The sequence below is a fragment of the Kitasatospora sp. NPDC002543 genome (genome assembly GCF_053594915.1).
Map to the genome: position 1 here is coordinate 1 of NZ_JBSFWR010000116.1, position 25045 is coordinate 25045.

The following is a 25045-nucleotide window of genomic DNA, read 5'->3' on the forward strand; positions in this document are numbered from 1 at the left end:
CTGCCCCCGCCGTCGGGCGCCCCACTCGCCCCACGGCAGTCTGAAAATCATCCAGCCCCCGCAGCACCCACCCCCGGAGCCGCCCCCGGCCCCCCCACCCTCCCGAGAGCCCCCCAACACAAGAACGCCCCCTCCCCGACCCGAAGGCCGGAAAGGGGGCGCTCCCCAAGGGCTCTGCTACAACCTCAGTTGTCGCCGTCCTCGTCGATCAGGAAGCCCCGCATCGGTGCCGGAGCCTGCTGCATCGGCTGCGGCGGCTGCGGACGGACGGCCGCCATCGGCTGGGTCATCCCGGCCGGCTGCATCTGCGGCGCACCGCTGTTGCCACCGGCCGACTGCCCGCCGAAGCTCGGCGCCGAGGAGCTGCCGCCGAAGGAGCTGTTCCCGCCGAAGGACGGCGAGTTGCCCCCGAAGGACGGCTGGTTGCCACCGAAGCCCGGCGCACCGCTGCTCATCGCGCCGGCACCGGCCGGAGCCATCGACGAGGCCGCCGGCGGCAGCGAGGCGGTGGCGGGGATCCGCGGCGGGGCGAGCGAGTCGTCGGCCTGCGACTCCAGCTGGCGCAGCTGGGTCTCCAGGTACGACTTCAGTCGCGTGCGGTACTCACGCTCGAACGCCCGCAGGTCCTCGACCTTGCGCTCCAGCGTGGCCCGCGCCGACTCCAGCGAGCCCATCGCGACGCGGTGCTTCTCCTGGGCGTCCCGCTCCAGCGCGTCGGCCTTGGCACGGGCGTCGCGCTCCAGGCCCTCGGCGCGGCTGCGCGCCTCGCCGACGATCTTGTTGGCCTCGGAGCGGGCCTCGGAGATCGCCTGGTCGGCGGTCTGCTGAGCGAGCGCCAGCACGCGGGCGGCGCTGTCGCCGCCGGGGCCCTGCTGCTGCATCGGGGCGCCCATGGGGCCACCCATCTGCTGCGGGCCGCCCATGGGGCCACCCATGGGCTGCATCTGCTGCTGGCCCATGCCCTGGCCCATCGGGTTGCCCATCTGCTGCGGGCCACCGGGGCCGCCCATGGGCTGGAGCATCTGACCGCCCATCGGCTGGACCAGCTGCTGCTGGCCGCCCATGGTCTGGTTCATCTGCTGCTGCGGGCCGCCGGCAGCGGGAAGCTGCGGGGCGGAGCCGGCGGGCAGGCCGAGGGGCTGGTTGCCCATCTGCTGCTGGGGGCCGGGGCCCATCTGCTGCTGGGGACCACCCGGGCCCATCTGCTGCGGGCCGCCGGGGCCCATCTGCTGGGGGCCGCCCGGACCCTGCTGTCCGGGGACCGGCGGGCCGGATATGGCGGCGGGCACCGGAGCGCCGCCCTGTCGGGGCGCGTCCTGCTGCGGCTCCTTGCGGAGGTTGGCCTGGTTCTGCGCGGCGGCACGAGTCGCGGCGGCCAGCTTGGCACGCAGGTCCTCGTTCTCCCGGAGGAGGCGGGTCAGCTCCGCCTCGACCTCGTCGAGGAAGGCATCGACCTCGTCCTCGTCATAGCCTTCACGCAGGCGGACGGTCGTGAACTGCTTGTTCCGAACGTCCTCGGGGGTCAATGGCATCTCTTCACCTCAACGTGATCGTCGGCACACCGGCATCCTGTCGCATCGCTCACCTACGACTAGGGGTGCACAAGCGAGATCAGGACATACACAATGATCATCAGTACGAAGAAGGACAGGTCGAGCGCCACGCCCCCGAAACGCAACGGCGGAATGAGCCGCCGAAGAAGCTTGAGCGGCGGATCCGTGACAGTGTACGTGGCCTCCAGGACCAGGACCATGGCCTTGCCGGGCCGCCACGAACGCGCGAACTGGAAGACCCAGTCCATGACCAGTCGTACGAGCAGGAACACCAGGAAGACGGTCAGGGCGTAGTAGAGCACCGCCCACACGATGTCCATCGCGTTTCCCTCTCCCCGGTCCCGACATCTCGGGCCTGCCGCTCGTCACCTGTCGCTAAACCCACTGTTGATCAGATCCACACGTAAAGTCGTGGCCGGGTCAGCTCTGGTTGAAGAACCCACCCTCGGCGATCCGAGCCTTGTCCTCCGCCGTGACATCGACGTTAGCAGGCGACAGCAGGAACACCTTCTGTGTCACGCGCTCGATACTGCCGTGCAGACCGAAGACGAGTCCAGCGGCGAAGTCTACGAGGCGCTTCGCGTCGGTGTCGTCCATCTCGGTCAGATTCATGATCACGGGGGTTCCGCCACGGAACTGTTCCCCGATGGTACGGGCCTCGTTGTAGGTTCGGGGGTGCAGCGTGGTGATGCGGTAGGGCTCTCGTTCGTTCACGACCTTGGGCATGATCACCGGTGCGCTCTTCTCCAGGTTGTGGCGGCGTTCGGGTGTGATGGACGACACGGGGGCCATCCTCGGAGTCTCCTGGCGGATCGGCACCGCCGCGGGCACCGGTTGCGGGGTGATCGAGGAGACCGGGGCGGGCGCGGCGGCCGCCGGGGCCGGAGCCGGCCGGGGGATGTCCTCGGTCCGCTGGCCCGTCCGGATCGGTTCGGGGTCCGCGTCGTAGTCGTCGTCGGGGTCGTACCCCTGGCCGTCGTACGTCTCGTCCTCCACGAGGCCGAGGTAGACCGCCATCTTGCGCATCGCGCCGGCCATGCTCCTGTCTCCTCCGCTCATAGCCACCTCGCTGACGCTCGGTGGCGACTTCGCGATGCGCGCACCTTCTGATGGTCGCTCGCTTCGCTCTCTCCGCAAGGACCGGCTCCGTCCCGGCAGCCCGGGCTCGTGACGGCCCTGCCTGCGGATTCCGCGGTCCCTCCACGACGGCGTGTCAGCCCGACGGCCGGTCAGATGCGTGGAGTGGGGGCCGCGGAGCTGCGATCCACGGTTCGCTAGCGCTCCGAAGAGCTGCTAGATTCTGTCCTATTTTGTCCTGCTGTCTGATCTACTTACCCGGTGACGTTACCTGAGGGGTGACCTCACTCCGAGTACCGCCGTTCCGACGCGCACATGTGTCGCTCCCGCGGCAATCGCCTGCTCAAGGTCCCCGCTCATCCCTGCGGAGACCATGGTGGCAGCCGGATGGTCCGCCCGTACGGCGGTTGCGATTTCCGCCAGCCGATCGAAGGCGCGGGCCGGGTCCCCGGCCAGTGGTCCGGCCAGCGGAGCGACGGTCATCACACCGTCCAGACGCAGCCCGGGCGTGTCGGCGATCGCGTCGGCCAGTTGCGCGACGTCCTCCGGCGCGACCCCCGCCCGGTGTTCACCCTCCCCGTACGCCTTGTCCAGCGCCACCTGCACCAGGCAACCCAGCTCCGGGCGCTCCGACTTGAGCACCGCCGCGGAGAGCGACTCGACCAGCCGGAGCCGGTCCACCGAGTGGACGTGGTTCGCGTACCGGACGACCGAGCGGACCTTGTTGGTCTGCAGCTGGCCGACGAAGTGCCAGGAGAGAGGAAGGTTTCTGCACTGCTCCGCCTTGGGAGCGGCGTCCTGGTCGCGGTTCTCCGCGACGTCCGTCACACCGAGTCCGGCCAGCAGCGCGGTGTCCTCGGCGGGGTAGGTCTTGGTGACGACGACCAGCTTGACCTCACTCCGGGCGCGCCCGGCGGCCGCGCACGCGTCCGCGATCCGGCGCTCGACCACGTCGAGGTTGGTGCCGAGTTCCTCGTAGCGGGCCCGCTGGCCCTCCGTCAGGGCCTCGGCGAACCCGGTGCTTCCCGGGAACGGTCCGTAGATGTCGTTCGTCATCAGTGATCAGAGCCCAACCAGACGTAGCTCGCGAGCCGCCCGGTGCGCTGCTCGCGGCGATAGGAGTAGTGATCGGCGGATTCGAGGGTGCAGACCGATGATCGCACCAGCTCGTTGACCCCCGCCGCGGCCAGCTGGGCCGCGACTCCCTCCGGCACGTCCAGGGCCGGCGTGCCCCAGGAGGTCTCGGCGAAGGCCTCCGGCACCACTGCGGCGACCTCGGCCCGCAGCTGGGCCGGCACTTCGTAGCAGCGGCCGCAGACCGCCGGTCCGGTGGCGGCCGTGATCCGCGAGGGCTCCGCGCCCAGTTCGACCATCGCCCGGACGGCCGCGGGCACCACCCCGGCCGCCAGCCCGGGCCGGCCCGCGTGGGCCGCGCCCACCACGCCCGCCACCGGATCGGCCAGCAGCACCGGGGTGCAGTCGGCGGTGAGGACCGCCAGCGCGAGCGGCCGGTCGGAGACCACCGCGTCCACCGTCGGGGCCTGTCCGAGCGGCTGGCGCTCGGTCACCACGGCGACCTCGGCGCCGTGCACCTGGTTCATCCACACCACGTCGGCCGGGTCGAGGCCCAGCCTCCGGGCGGCCAGCGCCCGGTTCTCCCGCACGGCCAGCGGGTCGTCCCCCACCGCGCCGCCGAGGTTGAGCTCCCCGTACGGCGAAGTGCTCACCCCGCCCCACCGTGAGGTGAAGGCGAAGTGAGCACCCGCGCGGATCGCGTGATCGATCACTTAAGGAAGTCCGGGACGTCGAGTTCCTCGGCCGGGCTCTCCACGAACGGCTGCCGGGCCGGCTGCACCTGCGGCGGCACCGGGGCGGAGGCGGTGGTGGTGGCCGGGGTCTCGGCGGTCCGGCTCGGCGCGGAGGACGAGGACTCGCCCTCCGAACGGGACGTCACCGAGCCGATGGTCCCGTAGGGGCGGCCGGCCGGACGCTCCGGGGCGGCCGGCGGGGTGGCCGGGCGCTCCGGGGTGGTGGACTTGACGACCGGGTCGCGGACGATCGCCGGCGGCTGCCCGCCGTCGAAACCCGCCGCGATGACGGTGACCCGGACCTCGTCGCCGAGCGCGTCGTCGATGACCGCACCGAAGATGATGTTCGCCTCGGGGTGGGCGGCCTCGCTGACCAGCTGGGCCGACTCGTTGATCTCGAACAGGCCGAGGTCGGAGCCGCCCGAGATGGACAGCAGCACGCCGCGGGCGCCGTCGATCGAGGCCTCCAGCAGCGGCGAGGAGATCGCCATCACGGCGGCGGCCTTGGCGCGGTCCTCGCCGCGGGCCGAGCCGATGCCCATGAGCGCCGAACCGGCGTCCGACATGACGGACTTGACGTCGGCGAAGTCGAGGTTGATCAGGCCCGGGGTGGTGATCAGGTCGGTGATGCCCTGGACACCGGAGAGCAGGACCTGGTCGGCCGAGCGGAACGCGTCGAGGACGCTGACCTGGCGGTCCGAGATGGACAGCAGCCGGTCGTTGGGGATCACGATGAGGGTGTCGACCTCTTCGCGCAGGGAGGCGATGCCGTCCTCGGCCTGGTTCGCCCGGCGGCGGCCCTCGAAGGTGAACGGGCGGGTGACCACACCGATCGTCAGGGCGCCCAGCGAGCGCGCGATGTTGGCGACGACGGGCGCGCCGCCCGTGCCCGTGCCACCGCCCTCGCCGGCGGTCACGAAGACCATGTCGGCCCCCTTGAGGACCTCCTCGATCTCCTCGCGGTGGTCCTCGGCGGCCTTGCGGCCGACCTCGGGGTTGGCGCCGGCGCCGAGGCCCCGGGTGAGTTCACGGCCCACATCGAGCTTGACGTCGGCGTCGCTCATCAGGAGGGCCTGCGCATCGGTGTTGATCGCGATGAACTCGACGCCCTTGAGACCGACCTCGATCATCCGGTTGATGGCGTTGACACCACCGCCGCCGATTCCGACGACCTTGATGACTGCGAGGTAGTTCTGCGGTGCTGCCACGTCGAAGGCCTCTCGCCTCGAATTTCCGGGTCGGCCCGACCCGGGGCGGGGCCGTACCGACGGATGTCGATGGGTAGGGAGCCTGGTTTCTGACTGTATGTCCGAAATGCCGACCGCCGACCCCAACCCTAAACTTGACCTTTAGGGTTAGTTCTGTGCCTCCGTCACATCACCAGGAAACACAGTCTGGTGACACAGGACACTAGGTGGCTCCAGGCACGTGTTTCAACGAACACGCCGAGCTTCCCTTTTTCTTTTGAGCCTATGTGATCATCGGCCGGCTTAGGAAACCGGGGGTGACCACCAAGAGTCGGGCCGACACTTCAAGGCGTCAACCCCTCCCTCAGGCAGAGAACCTACCGGATCATCCCGACACCGCCGGCGCCTCCGGCGCCGTCACGTCGAAGTTCGTGCCCTTCTGGTTCATCAGCGCGACCAGTACCCGGGCCTTCCGGTCGATCTGCTCCGGACTCCCCCAGCGCACCGTCGCACCCCCGCTGAGCTGCAACTGGATGTCGTCGTACGAGTGCACCAGCACCGAGCCGGCCCGCTTGGCGACCTCCGGCGGCAGGCCGGCGGCCACCGCCACCGCGCCCTGCACCAACTGCGAACGGGAGATCACCCCGTCCACGTCGTTCGCCTGCTGACTGAGTCGCAGCTCGACCACCGGAACGCCCTCCGGCGGGGCCGGTTCGGTGGCGAAGCTCACGCCCCCGGCATCCACCTGGGTGAACTGACCGTCATCGCCCTTGACCGCGGCGACGGCCTTGCGCTCCACGACCTTCACCCGCAGGGTGTGCGGCCAGCCCCGCCACACCTCGGCCCTGGCCACCCGGGGGATCGCCTCCACCCGGTGCTGGACGGCGTCCAGGTCCACGCGCGCCAGCGGCCCGTCGCCGAGCCCGCCGACCGCCTCGCGGACCTGGTCCGCCGTCAGCTTGTCGTCGCTCGGTCCCTGGACGGCGACCGTGCGCACGTCCAGGACCGAGGAGAAGAACACCAACCAGGCCAGCACGCCGAGCACCGCGGCGCCGAGCACGCCCAGCACCACGATGCCCCGCCGGGAGAGCCGGAGGCGGGGAGCGGACTCCTCCTCCTCCAACTCCTCCTCCAGCGGGTCGGCGAGCCGGCCGTCAGCCACGGCGGCGACCGCCGCGGTGCGCCTGGATCGCCTCGTAGACCATGCCGACCAGCAGGTCGTCGGCGTCCCGGCGGCCGAACTCGGCGGCCGACCGGCTCATGTCCCACAGCCGCTGCGGGTCGGTGAGCACCGGCAGCACGTTCTGCAGGACCCAGTCCGGGGTCAGCTCGGCGTCGTCCACCAGCAGACCGCCGCCGGCCTTGACCATCGGCTGGGCGTTCAGCCGCTGCTCGCCGTTGCCGATCGGCAGCGGGACGAAGGCGGCCGGCAGGCCGACGGCCGCCAGCTCGGCCACCGTCATGGCGCCGGCCCGGCAGAGCATCATGTCGGCGGCCGCGTAGGCGAGGTCCATCCGGTCCAGGTACGGCACCGGGCGGTACGGCGGCATCCCGGGGACGTCCGCCACCTGCGGCAGCTCGTTCTTCGGGCCGACCGCGTGCAGGATCTGCACGCCGTACTGCTGGAGCCGGGGGGCGATCGCGGTGATCGTCTCGTTGAGCCGGCGGGCGCCCTGGGAGCCGCCGGAGACCAGCAGGGTGGGCAGCCGCTGGTCGAGGCCGAAGTACTGGCGGGCCTCGGGGCGGGCCGCGGCGCGGTCCAGGGTGGCGATGGTCCGGCGCAGCGGGATGCCGATGTACCGGGAGTCGCGCAGCTTGCTGTCCGGCGTGGAGACCGCCACGAAGTCGCTGTAGCGGGCACCGATCTTGTTGGCCAGGCCCGGGCGGGCGTTCGCCTCGTGCACCACGATCGGCACCCCGGCCCGCTTGGCGGCCAGGTATGCCGGCATCGCGACGTAACCGCCGAAGCCGACCACGGCGTCCGCGTTGACCCGCTCGATGATCTCCTGGGCGGCCCGGACGGTGCCGCGCAGCCGGCCGGGGACGGTGATCAGCTCCGGGGTGGGCTTGCGGGGCAGCGGGACGGCCGGGATGAGCTCCAGCTGGTAGCCGCGCTCGGGTACCAGCCGGGTCTCCAGTCCGCGCTCGGTGCCCAGGGCGGTGATCCCGACGGACGGGTCGTGCCTGCGGAGGGCATCCGCGAGGGCCATGGCCGGCTCGATGTGACCGGCGGTCCCCCCGCCGGCGAGTACGACATGCACCGAAATTCACCGCTCCCTGCGTGCCGGCCCCGGGGCCGGGCGCGCTGTGGTTCGTCGTCGTGGCAGCACCCGGGCCAGTTGTCTCCTGATCCGGGAGTTCTTGCTCCGGGCGGCCAGGGCCGCCTTCGCGCCGGAGGTGCTGCGCGCCAGGCACAGCAGCACACCGATCGCGGACATGGCCGACAGCATGGCGGAACCGCCGTAGGAGAACAGCGGGAGCGGGACGCCCGCGATGGGCAGCAGTCCCAGCGCCGACCCCAGGTTGATCATGGCCTGCGCCATGATCCAGGTGGTGGCGGCTCCCGCGGCGTACCTGACGAAGGGGTCCTTCGTACCGATGGCCACACGGATACCCGCGTAGCCTAGTGCCGCGAAGAGACCGAGGACCGACAGCGTCCCCACCAGACCGAGTTCCTCACCGGTCGCGGCGAAGATGAAGTCGGTGTGCGCCTCGGGCAGCTGGCCCCATTTCTCCACGCCGGCGCCGAGGCCGGTGCCGAAGCCGCCGCCGTTGGCGAACGCGAAGACGCCGTGCAGGGCCTGGAAGCAGGCTCCCTCCGGGTCGATCTTGGTGACGCCGATGCAGCCCAGCCGTTCCGCCCGGTGCGGCACGGTGACCACCAGCGCGGTGCAGACCACCACCGCCACCCCGAGGGTGGCCACGAACAGCCGCAGCGGCGCGCCGACCATCCAGAGCAGCGCGAACACCATGGCCACCAGGATCATCGAGGTGCCCATGTCGCCGCCGAACATGATCAGCGCGAGCAGCAGCAGGGCCCCCGGCACCAGCGGCACCAGCAGGTGCTTCCACGAGTTGAGGGTGCCGGCCTTCTGCTTGCGGGCGAGCAGGTCGGCGCCCCAGAGCACCAGCGCGAGCTTGGCGAACTCCGAGGGCTGGAACTGGAAGAAGCCGAAGTCCAGCCAGTTCTGGTTGCCGTTGATCCGCACCCCGATGCCGGGGATGGCGACCAGGGTGAGGGCGCCGATCACGGCGATCATCACCGGGTAGGTGATCACCCGCAGCACCGCCACCGGCACGGAGGCGAAGCCGATCAGCAGGACCAGGCCGAGGATGGCCGCGATCAACTGCTTGAGGAAGTAGTACTGCGCCGTGTGGTGCTGGTTCAGTGCGAGGATCTGCGAGGCCGAGAAGACCATCATCAGGCCCAGCACCACCAGCAGCAGGGTGCTGCCGACGACCAGCAGGTACGGGGTGAGCGGCCGGTCCAGCCAGTACCGCACCCGGGCCCGGAAGGCCTGGACGCGGGCCAGCGGACCGGCCGACTTGTACTTCGTCGTGGTGGCGGAGATCACTCTCATCGGCTCGGCGGCATCCCGCTTCACAACGCCGGAATCCGCTCTGCCCTGCCCCGCCACCGCTCCCCGCTCACTCTCTCCGTCCGACCTACCGCGCCGGCCCGCCTACTCGCCCGCCAGCTCCCGCACGGACGCCGCGAAGAGGTCGCCGCGCTCGCCGTAGTTGGTGAACATGTCCATCGAGGCGCAGGCCGGTGCCAGCAGCACCGTGTCACCCGATCGGGCGAGCGACGCGGCCGTTCGAACAACCTCGGCCATCGCCACCGCGCCAGTCTGGCCCTCGGCCGCCTCGATCACCGGCACATCCGGAGCGTGTCGCTCCAGGGCCTCCCGGATCACCGCGCGGTCCTGGCCGATCAGCACCACCGCGCGCAGCCGCTCGGCCGCGCCCCGCACCAGGTCGTCGAAGGTCGCGCCCTTGGCCAGGCCCCCGGCGATCCAGACGATCGGCCGGTAGGCGGCCAGCGAGGCGGCCGCCGCGTGGGTGTTGGTGGCCTTGGAGTCGTCGACGTACGTGACCCCACGGACCGCACCGACCTCGGCGATCCGGTGGGCGTCCGGGCGGAAGGCCCGCAGACCCTCCCGGACGGCCTTCGGCTCGACGCCGTACGCCCGGGCCAGCGCCGCCGCGGCGAGCGCGTTGGCGATGTTGTGCGGGGCCGGCGGGTGCACGTCCTCGACGGCGCCCAGCTCGGCCGCGTTCTTGGCCCGGTCCTCGACGAAGGCCCGGTCCACCAGCAGCCCGTCCACCACGCCGAAGTTCGACGGGCCGGGCGCGCCGAGGCCGAAGCCGACCGCCCGGCAGCCCTCCTCGACGTCGGCCTCGCGGACCAGCGCCTCGGTGGCCGGGTCGGCCAGGTTGTACACGCAGGCGACGACGTTGCCCTCGTAGATCCGGCCCTTGTCGGCGGCGTACGCCTCCATCGAGCCGTGCCAGTCGAGGTGGTCGGGCGCCAGGTTGAGCACCGCCGCCGAGTACGGGCGCAGCGAGGGCGCCCAGTGCAGCTGGTAGCTGGAGAGCTCGACGGCGAGCACGTCGTACGGCTCCTCGGCGAGCACCGCGTCCAGCACCGAGACCCCGACGTTGCCGACCGCGGCGGTGCGCTTGCCGGCGGCGGTGAGGATCGAGGCGAGCATCTGGACGGTGGTGGTCTTGCCGTTGGTGCCGGTGACGGCCAGCCAGGGGGCGGGCTCGCCGGTGCCGGGCAGCGGCCTGCGCAGCCGCCAGGCCAGCTCGACGTCCCCCCAGACCGGCACCCCGGCCGCCTCGGCGGCGGCGAACAGCGGGCTGTCCGGCGCCCAGCCGGGCGAGGTGACGATCAGCTCGGTGCCCTCGGGCAGGCTCGCGCCGTCGCCGAGCCGCACGGTGACGCCCAGCGCCTCCAGCTCGGCGGCCCGGGCGGCCAGGCCGGGCCCGCTGCCGCCGTCCACCACGGTGACCCGGGAGCCGAGGCCGTGCAGGACGCGCGCGGCGCTGATGCCCGAGACGCCGAGCCCGGCGACGACGACCGGCAGGCCGGCGAAGTCCGGGTTGGCCGGGGCCCGGCCGGTCAGGTCGGGGTCTGTCATCCGGTCACCCATCCCGCGTAGAACAGGCCGAGGCCGACGGCGACGCAGAGGCCCTGGATGATCCAGAACCGGACCACGATCAGGACTTCGGTCCAGCCCTTGAGTTCGAAGTGGTGCTGCAACGGCGCCATCTTGAAGACGCGCTTGCCGGTCATCCGGAAGGAGCCGACCTGGATGATCACCGAGAGGGTGATGATCACGTAGAGGCCGCCGAGCAGGGCGAGCAGCAGCTCGGTGCGGGAGCAGATCGCCAGACCGGCCAGGGCGCCGCCGAGGGCGAGCGAGCCGGTGTCACCCATGAAGATCTTGGCGGGCGAGGTGTTCCACCACAGGAAGCCGAAGCAGGAGCCCATCAGGGCGGAGGCCACGACGGCGAGGTCCAGCGGGTCGCGGATGTCGTAGCAGTTGGCGGTCGCGGTGATGGCGTAGGCGCAGCTCTGGGTGTGCTCCCAGATGCCGATGAAGGTGTAGGCGCCGAAGACCATCACCGAGGCGCCGGTGGCGAGGCCGTCCAGACCGTCCGTCAGGTTCACGCCGTTCGACATCGCGGCGATCATGAAGTACGCGAAGATGACGAACAGGACGGGACCGATCGCCCACTTGAAGTCCCGGACGAAGGACAGGCTCTGGGACGCCGGGTTGAGGCCGCGGTCGTCCGGGAACTGCATCGCCAGGACGGCGAACCCGAGGCCGACGATCGACTGGCCGGCCAGCTTCGCCTTGGCCCGCAGGCCCAGCGAGCGGCGCTTGACCACCTTGATGTAGTCGTCCAGGAAGCCGACCAGGCCCAGACCCGCGGTCAGGAAGAGCACCAGCAGCCCGGAGGCCGTCGGGCTCTCGCCCGTTATCGCCTTCGTGGCGAAGTACGCGATCAGGGTCGCCAGGATGAAGGCGATGCCGCCCATGGTGGGCGTGCCCTTCTTGCTGTGGTGCGCCTTGGGGCCGTCGTCACGGATGTACTGGCCGTAGCCGTGCTTCGCGAGCACCTTGATCAGGGCCGGGGTGCCGAGCAGCGACAGGATGAGACCGATCATCCCGGAGAAAAGGATCTGCTTCATTATTCGGCCACACCGTCCGCCAGGAGGGCCTCGGCCACCTTCTCCAGCCCCACCGAACGGGAAGCCTTCACCAGGACCACATCCCCCGGCCGAAGCTGACTGCGCAGCAGCTCGACCGCCGCGTCCGCGTCGGACACCAGCACCGACTCCTCACCCCACGAACCTTCGTTCCTCGCGCCGAGTTCCATGCAGGCCGCCTCGCGTCCGCCGACCGCCACCAGCTTGGTGACGTCCAGCCGGACGGCGAGCCGCCCGATGGCGTCGTGCTCGGCCAGGCTCTCCTCGCCGAGCTCCCGCATCTCGCCGAGCACCGCCCAGGTGCGGCGGCGCTCCGGACCCCGGCCCCCCATCGAGACGAGCGCCCGCAGCGCGGCCCGCATCGAGTCGGGGTTCGCGTTGTAGGCGTCGTTCACGACGGTGACACCGTCGGCCCGGTCGACGACCTCCATGCGCCAGCGGGACAGCGCACCCGCTTCGCCCAGGGCTGCCGCGGTGTCGTCGACGGACATCCCGAGCTCCACCGCCACCGCGGCGGCGGCGAGGGCGTTCGAGACGTGGTGCTCACCGTACAGGCGCAGCTGCACGGGCGCGGAACCGGCCGGGGTGGTGAGCGTGAACGATGGCCGCCCGGTGGCGTCCAGGCGAACGTCGGTGGCCCGCACGTGGGCGTCCGGTGATTCCCCGAACAGGACCACCTTCGCCCTGGTACGGGAGGCCATCGCGCGCACCAGCCGGTCGTCCGCGTTGAGGATCGCGGCGCCGTCGGCGGGCAGTGCCTCGACCAGTTCGCCCTTGGCCTCGGCGATCGCCTCCTGGGAGCCGAACTCGCCGACGTGGGCGGTGCCGACGTTGAGGACCACGCCGATCCGGGGCGGGGTGATCGAGGTGAGGTACTCGATGTCGCCCTTGTGCCGGGCGCCCATCTCCAGCACCAGGTGCCGGGTGTCGGCCTCGACCCGCAGCGCGGTCATCGGGTGGCCGATCTCGTTGTTGAGCGAGCCGGGCGGGAAGACGGTCGCGCCGCGGTGCCGGAGCAGCTGGGCGATCAGGTCCTTGGTGCTGGTCTTGCCGGCCGAGCCGGTCATCGCGACCACGGCGGTGCCCTCGGCACGGGCGACCACGGCGCGGGCCAGCCGGCCGAGCGCCTCCACCACACTGTCCACCAGGACGGCGGGCACGCCGACCGGGCGGGAGGCCAGCACCGCGACGGCGCCGTCCCCGACCGCCTTGGCCGCGTAGTCGTGGCCGTCCACGTTCTCGCCGACGAAGGCCGCGAACAGGCCGCCGGGGCTCACCTTCCGCGAGTCGACCTCGACCGGTCCGGTGACCACGGCGTCCGGGTCGGCGCCGTCCAGCGTGCCTCCGACGGCGGCGGCCACCTCGGCGAGGGTCAGTGCGATCACTGCTGCTCTACTCCTCGGTCGCCCCGTGCGGCCGTGGTCCGCGCGATGGATTCGCGCAGCACCTCCCGGTCGTCGAAGGGGCGGATCTCGTCTCGTACGTACTGGCCGAGCTCGTGGCCCTTGCCTGCCACCAGCACGGTGTCCCCCGCCCGGGCGCCGGCGACGGCGAGCTCGATCGCCTCGGCCCGGTCGGGGACGACCAGGACGGCCCCGCGCTCGGCCTCGGGCACCGCGGCGGCGCCGGTCAGCATGGTGGCGAGGATCGCCAGCGGGTCCTCGCTGCGCGGGTTGTCACTGGTCAGCAGGGCGGTGTCGGCCAGGCGGGCGGCGATGGCGCCCATCGGGCCGCGCTTGTGCGGGTCGCGGTCGCCTCCGCAGCCGACGACGACGTGCAGCCGGCCCTCGGTGACCTCGCGCAGCGAGGCGAGGACGGCCTTGAGGGCGTCCGGCTTGTGCGCGTAGTCGACGACGGCGACGAACGGCTGTCCGGCGTCCACCCGCTCCAGCCGGCCGGGCACGCCGGGGACGGCGGCCACGCCGGCCACCGCCCGCTCCAGCGGCAGCCCGGCGGCGGCCAGCACGGTGATCGCGGCGAGCGCGTTGGCGACGTTGAACGGGCCGGGCAGCGGGACGGAGGCCTCGGCCTCGGCGCCCTCCGGGCCCAGCACCCGGAACGTGGAGCCGACCGGGCCCAGCCGGACGTCCACGGCACGCCAGTCGGCCTCGGCGGCACCGGTGGCCGAGAAGGTGGTCACCAGGATCTTGGCCTCGGCGGCGAGCCGGCGGCCGTACTCGTCGTCCAGGTTGACCACGCCGAGGCGGGACTTGCCGGGCTGGAAGAGCCGGGCCTTCGCCTGGAAGTAGTCCTCCATGTCCGGGTGGAAGTCGAGGTGCTCGGGGGTCAGGTTGTTGAACAGCGCGACGTCGTACGCGACCCCGTCGGTGCGGCCGAAGACCAGGGCGTGGCTGGAGACCTCCATGGTCACCGCGTCGGCGCCGCGCTCGGCCATCACGCCGAGGATCGCGTGCAGGTCGGTGGCCTCGGGGGTGGTGCGCTCGCTCTTGATCCGCTCCTCGCCGACCCGCATCTCGACGGTGCCGATCACGCCCGGGCTGCGCCCGGCGCCGCGCAGGCCGCCCTCGACCAGGTACGAGGTGGTGGTCTTGCCGTTGGTGCCGGTCAGCCCGATCATCAGCAGCCGCTCGGAGGGACGGCCGTAGACGATCGCGGCCAGCTCGCCCATGACGGCCCGCGGCCGGTCCACGACCAGCAGGGGCAGCCCGGTGGGGGCCGCGATCTCGGCGCCGGCCGGGTCGGTGAGCACCGCCACCGCGCCGGCCTCGGCGGCCTTGGCGGCGAACGCCGCGCCGTGGTGGTTGGCGCCCGGGAAGGCCACGTAGACGTCGCCCGGCCGGACGGCCCGGGAGTCGTGGGTGACGCCGCCGACGGCGCCGCCCTCGACGGGCGGCAGGCCCAGTTCGGCGGCCAGCTTCGCGAGCGGCAGGGCGGTCGTCCCGGTCGGGCGGGGCGGACTCACGGTGGTTTGATCGGGTTTCGGCACGGCGGGAAGGCTATCCGCCGAAGGGTGTCCAGGGCCAAACCGGCCCTCCGCCGCGCCGTGCTCCAGCCCGGCCCGTTCGTTGCTCATCACTCGCTCACGGCTTCCAGTCGACGGTGAGGTTGGGCGCCTGGCTGCCGCTCGGCGGGACCTGCATGGTCTTCAGGGTGAACTCCATCACCTGCTTGAACACCGGGCCGCACAGCTGGCCGCCGAAGTGGCCGTTGACCGGGCCCTGCAGGGTGCAGGAGACGGTGTACCGGGGGGCGTCGGCGGGGGCGAAGCCGATGAAGGAGGCGGTGTAGCCGTCGTAGCCGACGCCGTTGGCGGCGCCCCGGTTGGCGGTGCCGGTCTTGCCCGCGACCCGGTACCCGGGGATCGCGGCCTTGCCGCCGGTGCCCTGCTCGTCGTCGACCACCGACTCCAGCATCGAGGTGAGGGTCTTGGCCGTCTCCGGGCTGACCACCCTGGTCTGCTCCCCCGGCGAACTCGGCTTGTACGTGCCGTTCGGGTCGGTGACGCCCTGGACGATGCTGGGCGCGACCCGCACCCCGCCGTTGGCGATGGTCGAGTAGACCGAGGTCGCCTGGAGCGCGTTCATCTGCATCGGGCCCTGGCCGAAGGAGATGTTGTACTTCTCCGACGCGACCAGGTCCTCCGGCTTCTTGAGCTTGCCGGCCGTCTCCCCGGGGAAGCCCAGGCCGGTCGGCTCGGCGACGCCGAACTTGCGCATGTAGCCGTCCAGGACCTTGTTGGCCTCCAGCTGGTCACCGCCGCCGAGGGTCTCCACGGCCTCGATGGTGCCGATGTTGGAGGACTTGGCCAGCACCCCGGCCAGCGTCAGGTACCAGGTGTCGTGGTCGACGTCGTCCTTGAACTGCTGCCCGGCCCGGACCAGCCGGTTGGGCACGGTGACCTTGGTGTCCCAGGTGGCCTTGCCGGAGTCCAGCACGGCGGCCATGCTCATCAGCTTGGCGGTGCTGCCCGGCTCGTACGCGTCGCCCAGGGCGGGGTTGCCCAGGTTGGCCTGCTTGGACAGGCTCAGGTCGTTCGGGTTGAAGCCGGGCGCGGTGGCCATCGCGATGACCTGACCGGTCTTCACGTCCTGGACCACCACGTAGCCCTTCTCCGCGCCGGAGTTGGCCACCTGGTCGGTGATCGCCCGCTGGGCGGCCCACTGGACGTCCCGGTTGATGGTCAGCTTGACGTCGCTGCCCGGCACGGCCGGGTCCATCGAGCCCCCGGCGGTGGGCACCAGCCGCCCGCCCGACTGGGCGTAGCTGCTGTGGCCGTCCTTGCCGGCCAGCAGCTTCTGGTACTGGAGCTCCAGGCCGCCGGCGCCCTCGCCCTCGGCGTTGACGAAGCCGACCAGGTTGGCGGCCAGCCCGTCCGCCGGGTAGATCCGCTTCTGGGTCTCCCGGTTGAACACGCCGGCCAGCGGGTTGGCGCACTCGTTGTCCACCCGGGTGCGCCCGCCCTGGTCGGCGGGCTTGCCGAGCAGCTTCTTCTGGGCCTGGCAGGCCCGCGAGCCGGCCTGCTTCTCCAGGCCCGACTTGAGGTCGCTGATCTGCTTCTTGGCGGCCGGGGTCTGCTGGGCCGCGAGCCGCTTGTAGCGGGTCTTGGGGGTGTGCAGGTCGGCGGCGATCTTCTCCTTGGGCACGCCGAGGATCGGCGACAGCAGCGCGGCCGCCTGCTCCGGCGCGTCCGGGATGCCGGTCGCCTCGGGGGTGAACATCGCCGGGTCGGCGGTGATGTCGTACGCGTCCACGGTGGCCGCCAGCGCGACCCCGTCGGAGGACGTTATCGAGCCGCGTTCGGCCGTGATCGGGATGTTCAGGTAGCGGTTGGTGTTGGCGTCGGCGGCCAGCGCGTCGGCGTCCACCAGCTGGAGCTGCACCAGGCGGCCCGCGAAGACGGAGAACACCAGCGACAGCACCACGGTGATCACCCGCAGCCGGCGCTTCGGCTCGGCCAGCCTGAGCGGCTTGGGGCGCAGTGGAGGGCGGCCCTTGGGGCGCACCGCCGCCTGGCTGCGGGCCGGCGGGCGGCCCTCGGGGCGGCGCTGCTGCGGTGCCCGCGGGGTCCGGCCGACGGAGGCCGACTTGGCGGGCTGGGCCTTGGCCGACTGGCTGCGGGCGGGCTGTGCCTTGGCCGACTGGCTGCGCGCGGGCTGCTTCCCGGTCGGCTGTGCCTTGGCGGGCCGGCCCTTCGCGGGCTGTGCCTTGGCCGACTGGTCGCGGCCGGCGGCTGACTGTGCGCGCGGCGCGGTGTTCCGGGTCACCGGGCGGCGGCCGTTGCCGCCGCCGGAACCGCCGGAACCGCCGGAGGGCTGACGTGCGGTCATCGGGCCGCACCCCCGCTCGGCTTCGCGGCCGCGGCGGGCGAGGCCGGGTTGAGCTGGATCACCGAGTCGCCGGCGGACGCCGCCGGGGTCGGCACCGGCGGCGGTGCGGCCGGTGTCGGGGCACCGCCCGGCTGCGGCGCGGCCGGTGACGGGGCGGCGGCCGGGGCGGCGGGCTGCCCGGTGCCGGGCTGGGCCCTGGTCGGCCACGGCTCGGCCGTGGAGCGCTTGACCGGCGGGCTGTCCTGCGCCGGCCCCGGGGTGCCGACCGCCTTGCCGTTCGGGACGTCCAGGAAGGCCATCCCGCCGGCCGGGACCATGCCCAGCTCGGCGGCGCGCTTGGCCAGCGCGTCCGGGGCCGAGCTCTGGTCGATCTCGTGCTGGAGGCCCTGCTGCTCGTCGGTCGCCACGGTGGTCTGCTTCTGCAGTCGGGAGAGCTCGAAGGAGCCCTCGTTGAGCGCGGTGTTCAGTGCGAGCAGGCCGAGGAGCCCGGCCGCCAGCAGCACCACGATGAGCACCGCGAACGGTGTGCGCCTCTGTGCCGGACGCCTGCCCGGCCGGACCGTGATCCGCGCCCTGCCCTGCCCGGGGAGTCCTCCCCGCCCCGCCCGGACCTCACCGGCCACCGGCCCCACTGCTTTCCTCCGCCCTTCGGACCCCGCCGGGGCCGGTTCGTCAGCCCCGCTTGCTTCGGTCCCTGATCCTCTCCGCCACCCGCAGCCGTACGGGCGCGGCGCGCCGGTTCTCCTCGATCTCCTCCTCCGTGGCCAGCTCGGCACCGCGAGTGATCAACTTGAGCCAGGGCTGGTGCTCCTCCGGGACGAACGGCAGCCCCGGCGGAGCCGTGCTGGTCGCACCGGCGGCGAAGTACTGCTTGACGAGCCGGTCCTCCAGCGACTGGTAGGACATCACCACGATCCGACCGCCGAGCGTGAGGACGTCCAGCGCCCCGGGGATGGCCCGGTCCAGGACCTCCAGCTCGCCGTTGACCTCGATCCGCAGCGCCTGGAACGTCCGCTTGGCCGGGTTCCCGCCGGTCCGGCGGGTCGCCGCCGGGATGGCGTTGCGCACCAACTCGACCAGACGCGCGCTGTTGGTGAACGGTTCCTTCTCCCGCTCCCGCAGGATCACCGAGGCGATCTTCCCGGCGAACCGCTCCTCGCCGTACACCTTGAGGATCCGGGCCAGCGCGCCGTGGCTGTAGGTGTTCAGCACCTCCGCCGCGCTGATCCCCCGGGTCTGGTCCATCCGCATGTCCAGCGGCGCGTCCTGCGCGTACGCGAAGCCGCGCTCCGCCTCGTCCAGCTGCATCGAGGAGACGCCGAGGTCGAACAGGACGCCGTCCACCCGGTCGATGTCCAGGCGCTCCAGCACCTCGGGGATCTCGTCGTAGACGGCGTGCACCAGGGTCGCCCGGTCGCCGAACGGGGCCAGCCGCTCACCGGACAGCTTCAGCGCCGCCGGGTCGCGGTCCACCGCGACGAGCCGCACCTCCGGGAACTGGGTGAGCAGCGCCTCGCTGTGCCCGCCGAGGCCGAGGGTGGCGTCCACCACGACGGCACCGGGGCGCGAGATCGCCGGGGCCAGCGCGTCCATGCACCGCTGGAGCATCACCGGAACGTGCTTGGGGCCCGGTTCGTTGGTGGTCATGCGCGGTGGCGCCCTTCCTCGGTGCGGAGCAGCCCGACGTCCGGGAGCTGCGACCATTCTCGCCCACCGTGCCCCGGCACGACGAAGCGGCCCGTGGTCCCCGCCCGCTCGAGGGGAAGGTCGTGACCGCCCGGCGCCGGGGAAGGTGCGCCAGGTGGGCACGGAGCGGGAGGAGGCCACGGGCCGCGTCGACCGGGCCGCACCGGCCGGGAAGGCCCCGTTGACGGGCCCCGGCGGGTGTGCTCCACTGCGCGACGAACTCTATCGCGCGGTCCCCGTCAGTCAATGGTCCGCTCCGGCGCACCACCCGGGCGGCGGAATGGATCATCGCAGGTCGCGGCCGTGCGGGCGGACCGGAAGCGGTTCGGATCGGGGGCCTTCGGCGGCTCGCGCGCGCCCCCTGCCCGCCCCCGCGTGCGGGCCGCCGCGGGGGCGGCCGGCGGACCCGCCCGTTGTCGCCATGCTCTCGATAGCGGCGCCCCGTTCTGTAGCTCCCGGCCCCACCGCGCGGTCCCGATCGCCACTAACGTCGCCCCCATGACAGTGACACCCGACCGGCCCTCGCCGAACGCCGCTGCCGATCCCGCCAGACCCACCGTCATCGACCGCTTCGTCACGGCCAACCGCACCTACGCGGTGACCTTCCGGGACGGCGGCATGGACGCCCGCCCGGTCCAGCGGATCGCCGTGGTCGCCTGCATGGACGCCCGTCTCGACCTGTTCGCCGCGCTCGGCCTCGAACTCGGCGACGCGCACGTCATCCGCAACGCCGGCGGCGTCGTCACCGACGACACCATCCGGTCCCTGACCATCAGCCAGCGCGCCCTCGGCACCCGCTCGATCGCGCTGATCCACCACACCGGCTGCGGCCTGCTCGGGCTCACCGAGGACTTCCGCCGCGAGCTGGAACTGGAGGTCGGCCAGCGCCCGCAGTGGGCGGTGGAGGCCTTCGTCGACCTGGACGGCGACGTCCGCCAGTCCATGCAGCGCGTCCGCACCTCTCCCTTCCTGCCGCACACCGACGACGTCCGCGGCTTCGTCTTCGACGTCCACACCGGCCTGCTGCGCGAGATCGACTGAGCGCCCCGACCCGACCCTGCCCGGCCGACGCCGTCCGGGCATTCGGGCGACTCCGAATGGTGACTTCTGGCCATCCCGCGGGGGAGAATGCGCCTGCCGGTCGGACCCCGAACCACCTGGGGCGGCCAGGCCGCAGGCCGCCATCCCGGCGCCGGATCCGCCTTCGGAACCGCCCCCGGGACGGCCGCGTCAAGCATGGGGTGGGGTCCGGCCCCGGAACGGGGCGGGCACAGGGTGCCAGGGAGCGTAAACGGGTGACGAGCTACAACGATCAGGCCGGACTCGGCAGTCCCGCGGGGGGCGGGCAGAGGGCGAACGGGTACCAGCAGGTCGAGCTCCCCGAGCTCGCCGCGGTCGTCGACCGCGTCCGCGCCAACGTCGAGAGCGTGATCGAGGGCAAGCCGGAGGCCGTCCGGATCGCCCTGACCGTCCTGCTCGCCGAGGGCCACCTGCTGCTGGAGGACGTGCCCGGCGTCGGCAAGACCATGCTGGCCAAGGCGCTCGCCCGCTCCCTCGACTGCACCGTGCGCCGCATCCAGTTCACGCCCGACCTGCTGCCCTCGGACGTCACCGGCACCAACATCTACGACCAGCAGCGGCACGACTTCGAGTTCCGCCCGGGCGCGATCTTCGCCCAGGTCGTGGTCGGCGACGAGATCAACCGCGCCTCGCCGAAGACCCAGTCGGCGCTGCTGGAGTCCATGGAGGAGCGCCAGGTCACCATCGACGGCACCAGCTACGAGCTGCCCTCGCCGTTCATGGTCGTGGCCACCCAGAACCCGGTCGAGATGGAGGGCACGTACCCGCTGCCGGAGGCCCAGCGCGACCGCTTCATGGCCCGGATCTCGATCGGCTACCCGAGCCCCGAGGCCGAGCTCGCGATGCTGGACGTGCACGGCGGCGCCAGCCCGCTGGAGGACCTCCAGCCGGTCGCGCACGCCTCCGACATCCTCAAGCTGATCGACCTGGTCCGCACCGTGCACATCGCCGACCCGGTCCGCCGCTACGCCGTCGACCTGGTCGGCGCCACCCGCACCAGCCCCGAGCTGCGCCTGGGCGCCTCGCCGCGCGCGACCCTGCACCTGGTCCGGGCCGCCCGCGCCGCCGCCGCGCTGGACGGGCGCGACTACGTCACCCCGGACGACATCCAGCGCCTCGCCGTCCCGGTCCTGGCTCACCGTCTGATGCCGACCGCCGAGACCCAGCTCAGCCGCCGGACCTCCGAGCAGATCGTGGCGGACCTGGTCGCCCGGCTGCCGCTGCCGCGCCCGCAGGGCGGCCCGGCCGTCCGGAGGGGCTGAGGTGGCCCAGTCCGACTCGGCATCGGGGCTGCGGGCGGGGTTCCGCGGCCTCACCACCCGGGGGCGGTCCTTCCTCGCCGCCGGGGTGACCGCGGTGGTCTGCTCCTACCTGCTCGACCAGGACGCGCTGCTGCGCGTCGGCGTCCTGCTCGCCGCGCTGCCGCTGGTCGCCGTGGTGGTGGTCGCCAACACCCGCTACCGGGTGGCCAGCGGACGCCGGCTCAGCCCGCGCCGGGCGGTCGCCGGCCAGGAGGCCCGGGTCCACCTGCGGGTCGACAACGTCTCCCGGGTGCCCACCGGCGTGCTGCTGCTGGAGGACAAGGTCCCGTACGTGCTCGGGCCGCGCCCGCGGTTCGTGCTGGACCGGGTCGAGCCGCGCGGCCACCGCGAGGTCTCCTACCGGGTCCGCTCCGACCTGCGCGGCCGCTACCCGCTCGGGCCGCTCCAGCTGCGGCTGTCCGACCCGTTCGGGATGTGCGAGGTGACCCGCGCCTTCACCGCCTCCGACGTCCTCACCGTCGTCCCGCAGATCCAGGCGCTGCCGTCGGTACGGCTCAGCGGTGAGTGGATCGGCCAGGGCGAGAACCACAGCCGCACCCTGGCGCTGGCCGGCGACGACGACGTGATCCTGCGCGAGTACCGGCCCGGCGACGACCTGCGCCGGGTGCACTGGCGCTCCACCGCCCGGTACGGCGAGCTGATGGTGCGCCGCGAGGAGCAGCCCCAGCAGGCCCGGGCCACCGTCCTGCTGGACACCCGGGAGATCGCCCACCGGGGCAGCGGCCCCGCCTCCTCCTTCGAGTGGGCGGTCGGCTGCGCCGCCTCCGTCTCCGCGCACCTGCTGGAGCGCGGCTACCAGACCCGGATGCTCACCGACACCGGCCAGTCGGTGCCGGGGCCCGGCGCGGGCACCGGCCACGGCGCCGCCGACACCTCCGGGCTGATCCTGGACGCGCTCGCGGTCGCCGACCTGTCCGACGGCGGCACCCTCTCCCGCGCCGAGGACCTGCTGCGGTCCGGCGGCGAGGGTCTGCTGGTCGCCGTCCTCGGCGAACTGGACGACGCCCAGGCCGCCCGGCTGGGCCGGCTGCGCAGCCGCGCCGGCGGGGCGATCGCCTTCCTGCTGGACACCGGCACCTGGGCCGGCCTGCGGATGCTCGCCCCCGGCACCGGCGGCGACGACTTCCGGGACCGGGTCCGGAAGCTGCGCGAGTCCGGCTGGACGGTGATCCCGGTGCGCGCCGGGGACTCCGTACCGGACCTGTGGCGGGCCGCCGACGGCAGCAGGACGACCGCTCCCGAACGAGAAGAGGCCGGCGCGTGACCACCCGGGCCAAACTGACCGTGTACTCGGCGCTGGCCACCGCCCTCGCCGCGCTGTGCATGATGCCGCTGCTGACCACCCGCAGCTGGCTGACCCACGCCGTCCTGGTGGTCGCCGTGATCGCCGTGGTCGGCGCGGGCCTGCGCCGCTCCCCGCTGTACCGCTGGACGGTGCCGCTCGGGCAGCTGCTGGCGCTGCTCCTTCTGCTGCTGCTCGGCTTCGCCGGCGCCGGCGGGGTGCTGCCCGGGCCGGCCACGATGCGGGTGCTGGAGCAGGTCTTCTCGTCCGGTCTGGACGACATACAGCAGTACGCCATCCCCGCTCCGCCCACCGCCGGGCTGCGGCTGATCCTGGTCTCGGCGATCGGTCTGATCGCCGTCGCGGTGGACACCGTCGCGGTGACGTACCGGCGCTCGGCGCTGGCCGGGCTGCCGCTGCTGGCGCTGTACTCGGTCGGCAACGGCCTGGCCGGGGAGCACGGCAGCTGGGTCTGGTTCGCCGTCGCCGCGACCGGCTACCTGCTGCTGCTGTTCGCCGAGGGCCAGGACCGGGTCTCCCGCTGGGGCCGGGTGTTCTACGGCGGCGCGCGCGGCTCCGTGGAGTCCGGCCGGGTCAGCCCGGGCGGGCGGCAGGTCGGCGTGCTGGCCCTTGCGGTCGCGCTGCTGCTGCCGGTGGTCCTGCCGCACTGGAGCTCCGGCCTGCTGGGCTCCGGCTCCGGCGGATCGGGCGGCAAGAGCGCCGGTGGGAGCCTGTCGACCAGACTCGACCCGCTGGTCAGCCTGGAGGCCGCGGTCACCAAGCCGACCGACGCGGAGCTGCTCAGGTACAGCCTGGACAGCCCGCTGGCCGACCAGATCTACCTGCGGACCGGCTCGCTCGACCAGTTCGACGGCACCAACTGGAAACTCGGCAGCACCACGGTCAACGACCTCCCGGTGACCTTTCCCACCCCGGAGGGCCTGCGCAACGCCCAGCTCTCCCGGATCGAGGGCGACTTCACGATCAGCGACAAGCTGGAGGGGAGCTGGCTGCCGATGCCCTACCCGGCCGCCGCCGTCCAGGTCCCCAACCGCGGCGACTGGAAGCTCGACCCGCTGACCCGCACCGTCCTGCCGGCCAACGACAAGGCGATCCGCGGCCTGCAGTACCACGTCAGCGCCCTGGACGTGCAGCCCACCGCCACCGAGCTGCGGCTCGCGGCCACCGCGCCGTCCGACGTCAGGGAGCACTACACGGCCCTCCCGGCCAACCTGCCGGCCCAGGTCGCCGAGCAGGCCAGGAGCGTCACCGCGGGCGCGCAGAACGACTACGACCGGGCGACGGCACTGGTCAACTGGTTCACCGGACCGAACTTCACGTACGACACCTCGGTCAACGGCGGCACCGGCAGCAACGCCATCACCGTGTTCCTGCGCGACCGCCGGGGCTTCTGCGTGCACTTCGCCTCCACCATGGCGGCGATGGCCCGGACGCTGAAGATCCCGGCCCGGGTGGCCGTGGGCTTCACCCCCGGCGACAGCAAGGGCGGCGACGTCTACTCGGTGACCGGCCGGATGTACCACGCCTGGCCCGAGCTGTACTTCTCGGGCTACGGCTGGATGCGCTTCGAGCCGACCCCGAGCCGCGGCGTCCCGGCCCGCTACACCGAGGCGTCCACCACCCCGACCACCGCGCCGACCCAGCACGCGACCGCCGCCCCGCAGACCGCCTCGGCCGCCCCCGCGCCGAGCTCCAGCTCGGACTGCACCGTGAAGCAGCGCCAGCTGGGCGAGTGCGGTGCCAAGGACAAGGCCGTCGCCAAGGCCTCCGAGGAGTCCTGGCTGCTCTCCGGCCAGGTGCTCGGCACCCTGGCCGCGGTGCTCGCGCTGATCGCACTGCTGCTCGTCCCGATGCTCTGGCGCACCGCCGTGCGCCGTCGCCGGCTGGGCGGCGGCGGGCGGCGCGGGCCCGGCGGCAGCGGGCCGACGGAGCTGACCGACGCCCAGGTGCTGGCCGCCTGGGACGAGCTGATCGACTCCGCCTGGGACCTCGGAATTCCCCCGGACGAGTCACGCACTCCGCGTTCGACGGCCCGTCGGATCACCGAGGAGGCGCAGTTGGACGCGGACTCGGCGGCGGCCACCGGCCGACTGGCGCTGGCCACCGAGCGGGTGCTCTACGCCCCGCCCGGGCAGCACCTCACCGAGCCGCTGGCCACCGACGTCCGTGCCGTCCGGCGCGGCCTGCGGGCGAACGCCGGACGGGCCGGGCGGACCAGGGCGCTGCTGCTGCCGCCGTCCTCGGCGCAGCTGTGGTGGCGGATCTCCGACGGCGCGCGGGCGGCCCGGACGGCGGTCGGCACCGTGGTCGCCCGGGCGGTCGGGGCGGTCTCCGCTCCGGTGCGACGGGTCCTGACCCGGCGCGAGCGGTCCACGCCGGAGGGCTGAGCGCGGGGGCCCCGGGGTCCGGGGTCCCGCTCACCGGGGCCCCGCTCCGGACACGAAGCCGGGGCGGGGCGGCGTTCGCGTGGCCGCCCCGGGTGCGGGACCCGCGCGGGTCCGGGGCGGCGGCCCGGGAC

General features: G+C 72.9%; 20 protein-coding genes. 4 read left to right on the forward strand and 16 right to left on the reverse strand.

The window, feature by feature from the left end:
* Positions 1–185: 185 nt before the first annotated feature.
* From ACWD4P_RS32770 to rsmH, 16 genes are all read right to left on the reverse strand, one after another.
* Positions 186–1532, reverse strand: coding sequence for a DivIVA domain-containing protein (locus ACWD4P_RS32770; RefSeq protein WP_449782151.1), 1347 nt, complete (start codon positions 1530–1532; stop codon positions 186–188).
* Between the two features lie 59 nt (positions 1533–1591).
* The gene (locus ACWD4P_RS32775; protein ID WP_030060143.1) at positions 1592–1873 is read right to left on the reverse strand and encodes a YggT family protein; all 282 of its coding nucleotides are present in this window, start codon (positions 1871–1873) and stop codon (positions 1592–1594) included.
* A gap of 100 nt (positions 1874–1973) precedes the next feature.
* The gene (locus ACWD4P_RS32780; protein WP_224276937.1) at positions 1974–2591 is read right to left on the reverse strand and encodes a cell division protein SepF; all 618 of its coding nucleotides are present in this window, start codon (positions 2589–2591) and stop codon (positions 1974–1976) included.
* A gap of 306 nt (positions 2592–2897) precedes the next feature.
* Positions 2898–3686, reverse strand: a complete 789-nt coding sequence (locus tag ACWD4P_RS32785) for a YggS family pyridoxal phosphate-dependent enzyme (protein ID WP_359827645.1) — start codon at positions 3684–3686, stop codon at positions 2898–2900.
* The gene (pgeF, locus tag ACWD4P_RS32790; protein ID WP_359827644.1) at positions 3686–4417 is read right to left on the reverse strand and encodes a peptidoglycan editing factor PgeF; all 732 of its coding nucleotides are present in this window, start codon (positions 4415–4417) and stop codon (positions 3686–3688) included. Before pgeF ends, ACWD4P_RS32785 begins: the two co-directional genes overlap by 1 nt.
* Positions 4414–5646 (reverse strand): cell division protein FtsZ, encoded by a 1233-nt coding sequence (gene ftsZ / locus ACWD4P_RS32795; protein ID WP_359827642.1) that lies wholly within the window; start codon positions 5644–5646, stop codon positions 4414–4416. The genes pgeF and ftsZ overlap by 4 nt, the downstream gene beginning before the upstream one ends.
* A gap of 364 nt (positions 5647–6010) precedes the next feature.
* Positions 6011–6787, reverse strand: a complete 777-nt coding sequence (locus ACWD4P_RS32800; protein ID WP_449782152.1) for a cell division protein FtsQ/DivIB — start codon at positions 6785–6787, stop codon at positions 6011–6013.
* Positions 6780–7886, reverse strand: coding sequence for an undecaprenyldiphospho-muramoylpentapeptide beta-N-acetylglucosaminyltransferase (murG, locus tag ACWD4P_RS32805; protein ID WP_355249876.1), 1107 nt, complete (start codon positions 7884–7886; stop codon positions 6780–6782). Before murG ends, ACWD4P_RS32800 begins: the two co-directional genes overlap by 8 nt.
* A 6-nt stretch (positions 7887–7892) precedes the next feature.
* Entirely contained in the window at positions 7893–9206 is a 1314-nt protein-coding gene (gene ftsW, locus ACWD4P_RS32810) for a putative lipid II flippase FtsW (protein ID WP_449782153.1), read from the reverse strand.
* Between the two features lie 102 nt (positions 9207–9308).
* A complete protein-coding gene (murD, locus tag ACWD4P_RS32815) occupies positions 9309–10772 on the reverse strand; it encodes a UDP-N-acetylmuramoyl-L-alanine--D-glutamate ligase (RefSeq protein ID WP_449782154.1) in 1464 nt (487 codons plus the stop codon).
* On the reverse strand, positions 10769–11830 hold the full coding sequence (gene mraY, locus ACWD4P_RS32820; protein ID WP_359827635.1) for a phospho-N-acetylmuramoyl-pentapeptide-transferase: 1062 nt from the start codon (positions 11828–11830) through the stop codon (positions 10769–10771). The genes murD and mraY overlap by 4 nt, the downstream gene beginning before the upstream one ends.
* Positions 11830–13233 carry a UDP-N-acetylmuramoyl-tripeptide--D-alanyl-D-alanine ligase gene (locus ACWD4P_RS32825; RefSeq protein WP_359827634.1) on the reverse strand — a complete coding sequence of 468 codons (1404 nt, stop codon included), beginning with the start codon at positions 13231–13233 and terminating at the stop codon, positions 11830–11832. Before ACWD4P_RS32825 ends, mraY begins: the two co-directional genes overlap by 1 nt.
* The gene (locus ACWD4P_RS32830) at positions 13230–14795 is read right to left on the reverse strand and encodes a UDP-N-acetylmuramoyl-L-alanyl-D-glutamate--2,6-diaminopimelate ligase (protein WP_449782155.1); all 1566 of its coding nucleotides are present in this window, start codon (positions 14793–14795) and stop codon (positions 13230–13232) included. The genes ACWD4P_RS32825 and ACWD4P_RS32830 overlap by 4 nt, the downstream gene beginning before the upstream one ends.
* A gap of 94 nt (positions 14796–14889) precedes the next feature.
* Entirely contained in the window at positions 14890–17136 is a 2247-nt protein-coding gene (locus ACWD4P_RS32835) for a penicillin-binding transpeptidase domain-containing protein (RefSeq protein ID WP_449782156.1), read from the reverse strand.
* Positions 17133–17651, reverse strand: coding sequence for a septum formation initiator family protein (locus ACWD4P_RS32840; protein WP_449782157.1), 519 nt, complete (start codon positions 17649–17651; stop codon positions 17133–17135). The genes ACWD4P_RS32835 and ACWD4P_RS32840 overlap by 4 nt, the downstream gene beginning before the upstream one ends.
* 157 nt (positions 17652–17808) lie before the next feature.
* Entirely contained in the window at positions 17809–18783 is a 975-nt protein-coding gene (gene rsmH, locus ACWD4P_RS32845) for a 16S rRNA (cytosine(1402)-N(4))-methyltransferase RsmH (protein WP_449782158.1), read from the reverse strand.
* Between the two features lie 537 nt (positions 18784–19320).
* Between rsmH and ACWD4P_RS32850 the strand changes: the two genes are divergently transcribed.
* The 4 genes from ACWD4P_RS32850 to ACWD4P_RS32865 all read left to right on the forward strand — a co-directional run bounded on the left by ACWD4P_RS32850 (position 19321) and on the right by ACWD4P_RS32865 (position 24914).
* Positions 19321–19863: a beta-class carbonic anhydrase gene (locus ACWD4P_RS32850; protein ID WP_359830082.1), complete on the forward strand. Its 543-nt coding sequence runs from the start codon at positions 19321–19323 to the stop codon at positions 19861–19863.
* A gap of 386 nt (positions 19864–20249) precedes the next feature.
* Positions 20250–21164, forward strand: coding sequence for an AAA family ATPase (locus tag ACWD4P_RS32855; protein WP_359830087.1), 915 nt, complete (start codon positions 20250–20252; stop codon positions 21162–21164).
* A 1-nt stretch (position 21165) separates the two neighbouring features.
* Complete coding sequence (locus ACWD4P_RS32860; RefSeq protein WP_449782159.1) at positions 21166–22488, forward strand: DUF58 domain-containing protein; 1323 nt, start codon at positions 21166–21168, stop codon at positions 22486–22488.
* Positions 22485–24914: a transglutaminase TgpA family protein gene (locus tag ACWD4P_RS32865; protein ID WP_449782160.1), complete on the forward strand. Its 2430-nt coding sequence runs from the start codon at positions 22485–22487 to the stop codon at positions 24912–24914. Before ACWD4P_RS32860 ends, ACWD4P_RS32865 begins: the two co-directional genes overlap by 4 nt.
* Positions 24915–25045: the final 131 nt, after the last annotated feature.

Bases quoted from the DNA above. Each gene is read 5' to 3' on its own strand.
- ACWD4P_RS32770 (WP_449782151.1), bottom strand. From the start codon at position 1,532: ATGCCATTGACCCCCGAGGACGTTCGGAACAAGCAGTTCACGACCGTC.
- ACWD4P_RS32775 (WP_030060143.1), bottom strand. From the start codon at position 1,873: ATGGACATCGTGTGGGCGGTGCTCTACTACGCCCTGACCGTCTTCCTG.
- ACWD4P_RS32780 (WP_224276937.1), bottom strand. From the start codon at position 2,591: ATGGCCGGCGCGATGCGCAAGATGGCGGTCTACCTCGGCCTCGTGGAG.
- ACWD4P_RS32785 (WP_359827645.1), bottom strand. From the start codon at position 3,686: ATGACGAACGACATCTACGGACCGTTCCCGGGAAGCACCGGGTTCGCC.
- ftsW (WP_449782153.1), bottom strand. From the start codon at position 9,206: ATGAGAGTGATCTCCGCCACCACGACGAAGTACAAGTCGGCCGGTCCG.
- murD (WP_449782154.1), bottom strand. From the start codon at position 10,772: ATGACAGACCCCGACCTGACCGGCCGGGCCCCGGCCAACCCGGACTTC.
- mraY (WP_359827635.1), bottom strand. From the start codon at position 11,830: ATGAAGCAGATCCTTTTCTCCGGGATGATCGGTCTCATCCTGTCGCTG.
- ACWD4P_RS32835 (WP_449782156.1), bottom strand. From the start codon at position 17,136: ATGACCGCACGTCAGCCCTCCGGCGGTTCCGGCGGTTCCGGCGGCGGC.
- rsmH (WP_449782158.1), bottom strand. From the start codon at position 18,783: ATGACCACCAACGAACCGGGCCCCAAGCACGTTCCGGTGATGCTCCAG.
- ACWD4P_RS32850 (WP_359830082.1), top strand. From the start codon at position 19,321: ATGACAGTGACACCCGACCGGCCCTCGCCGAACGCCGCTGCCGATCCC.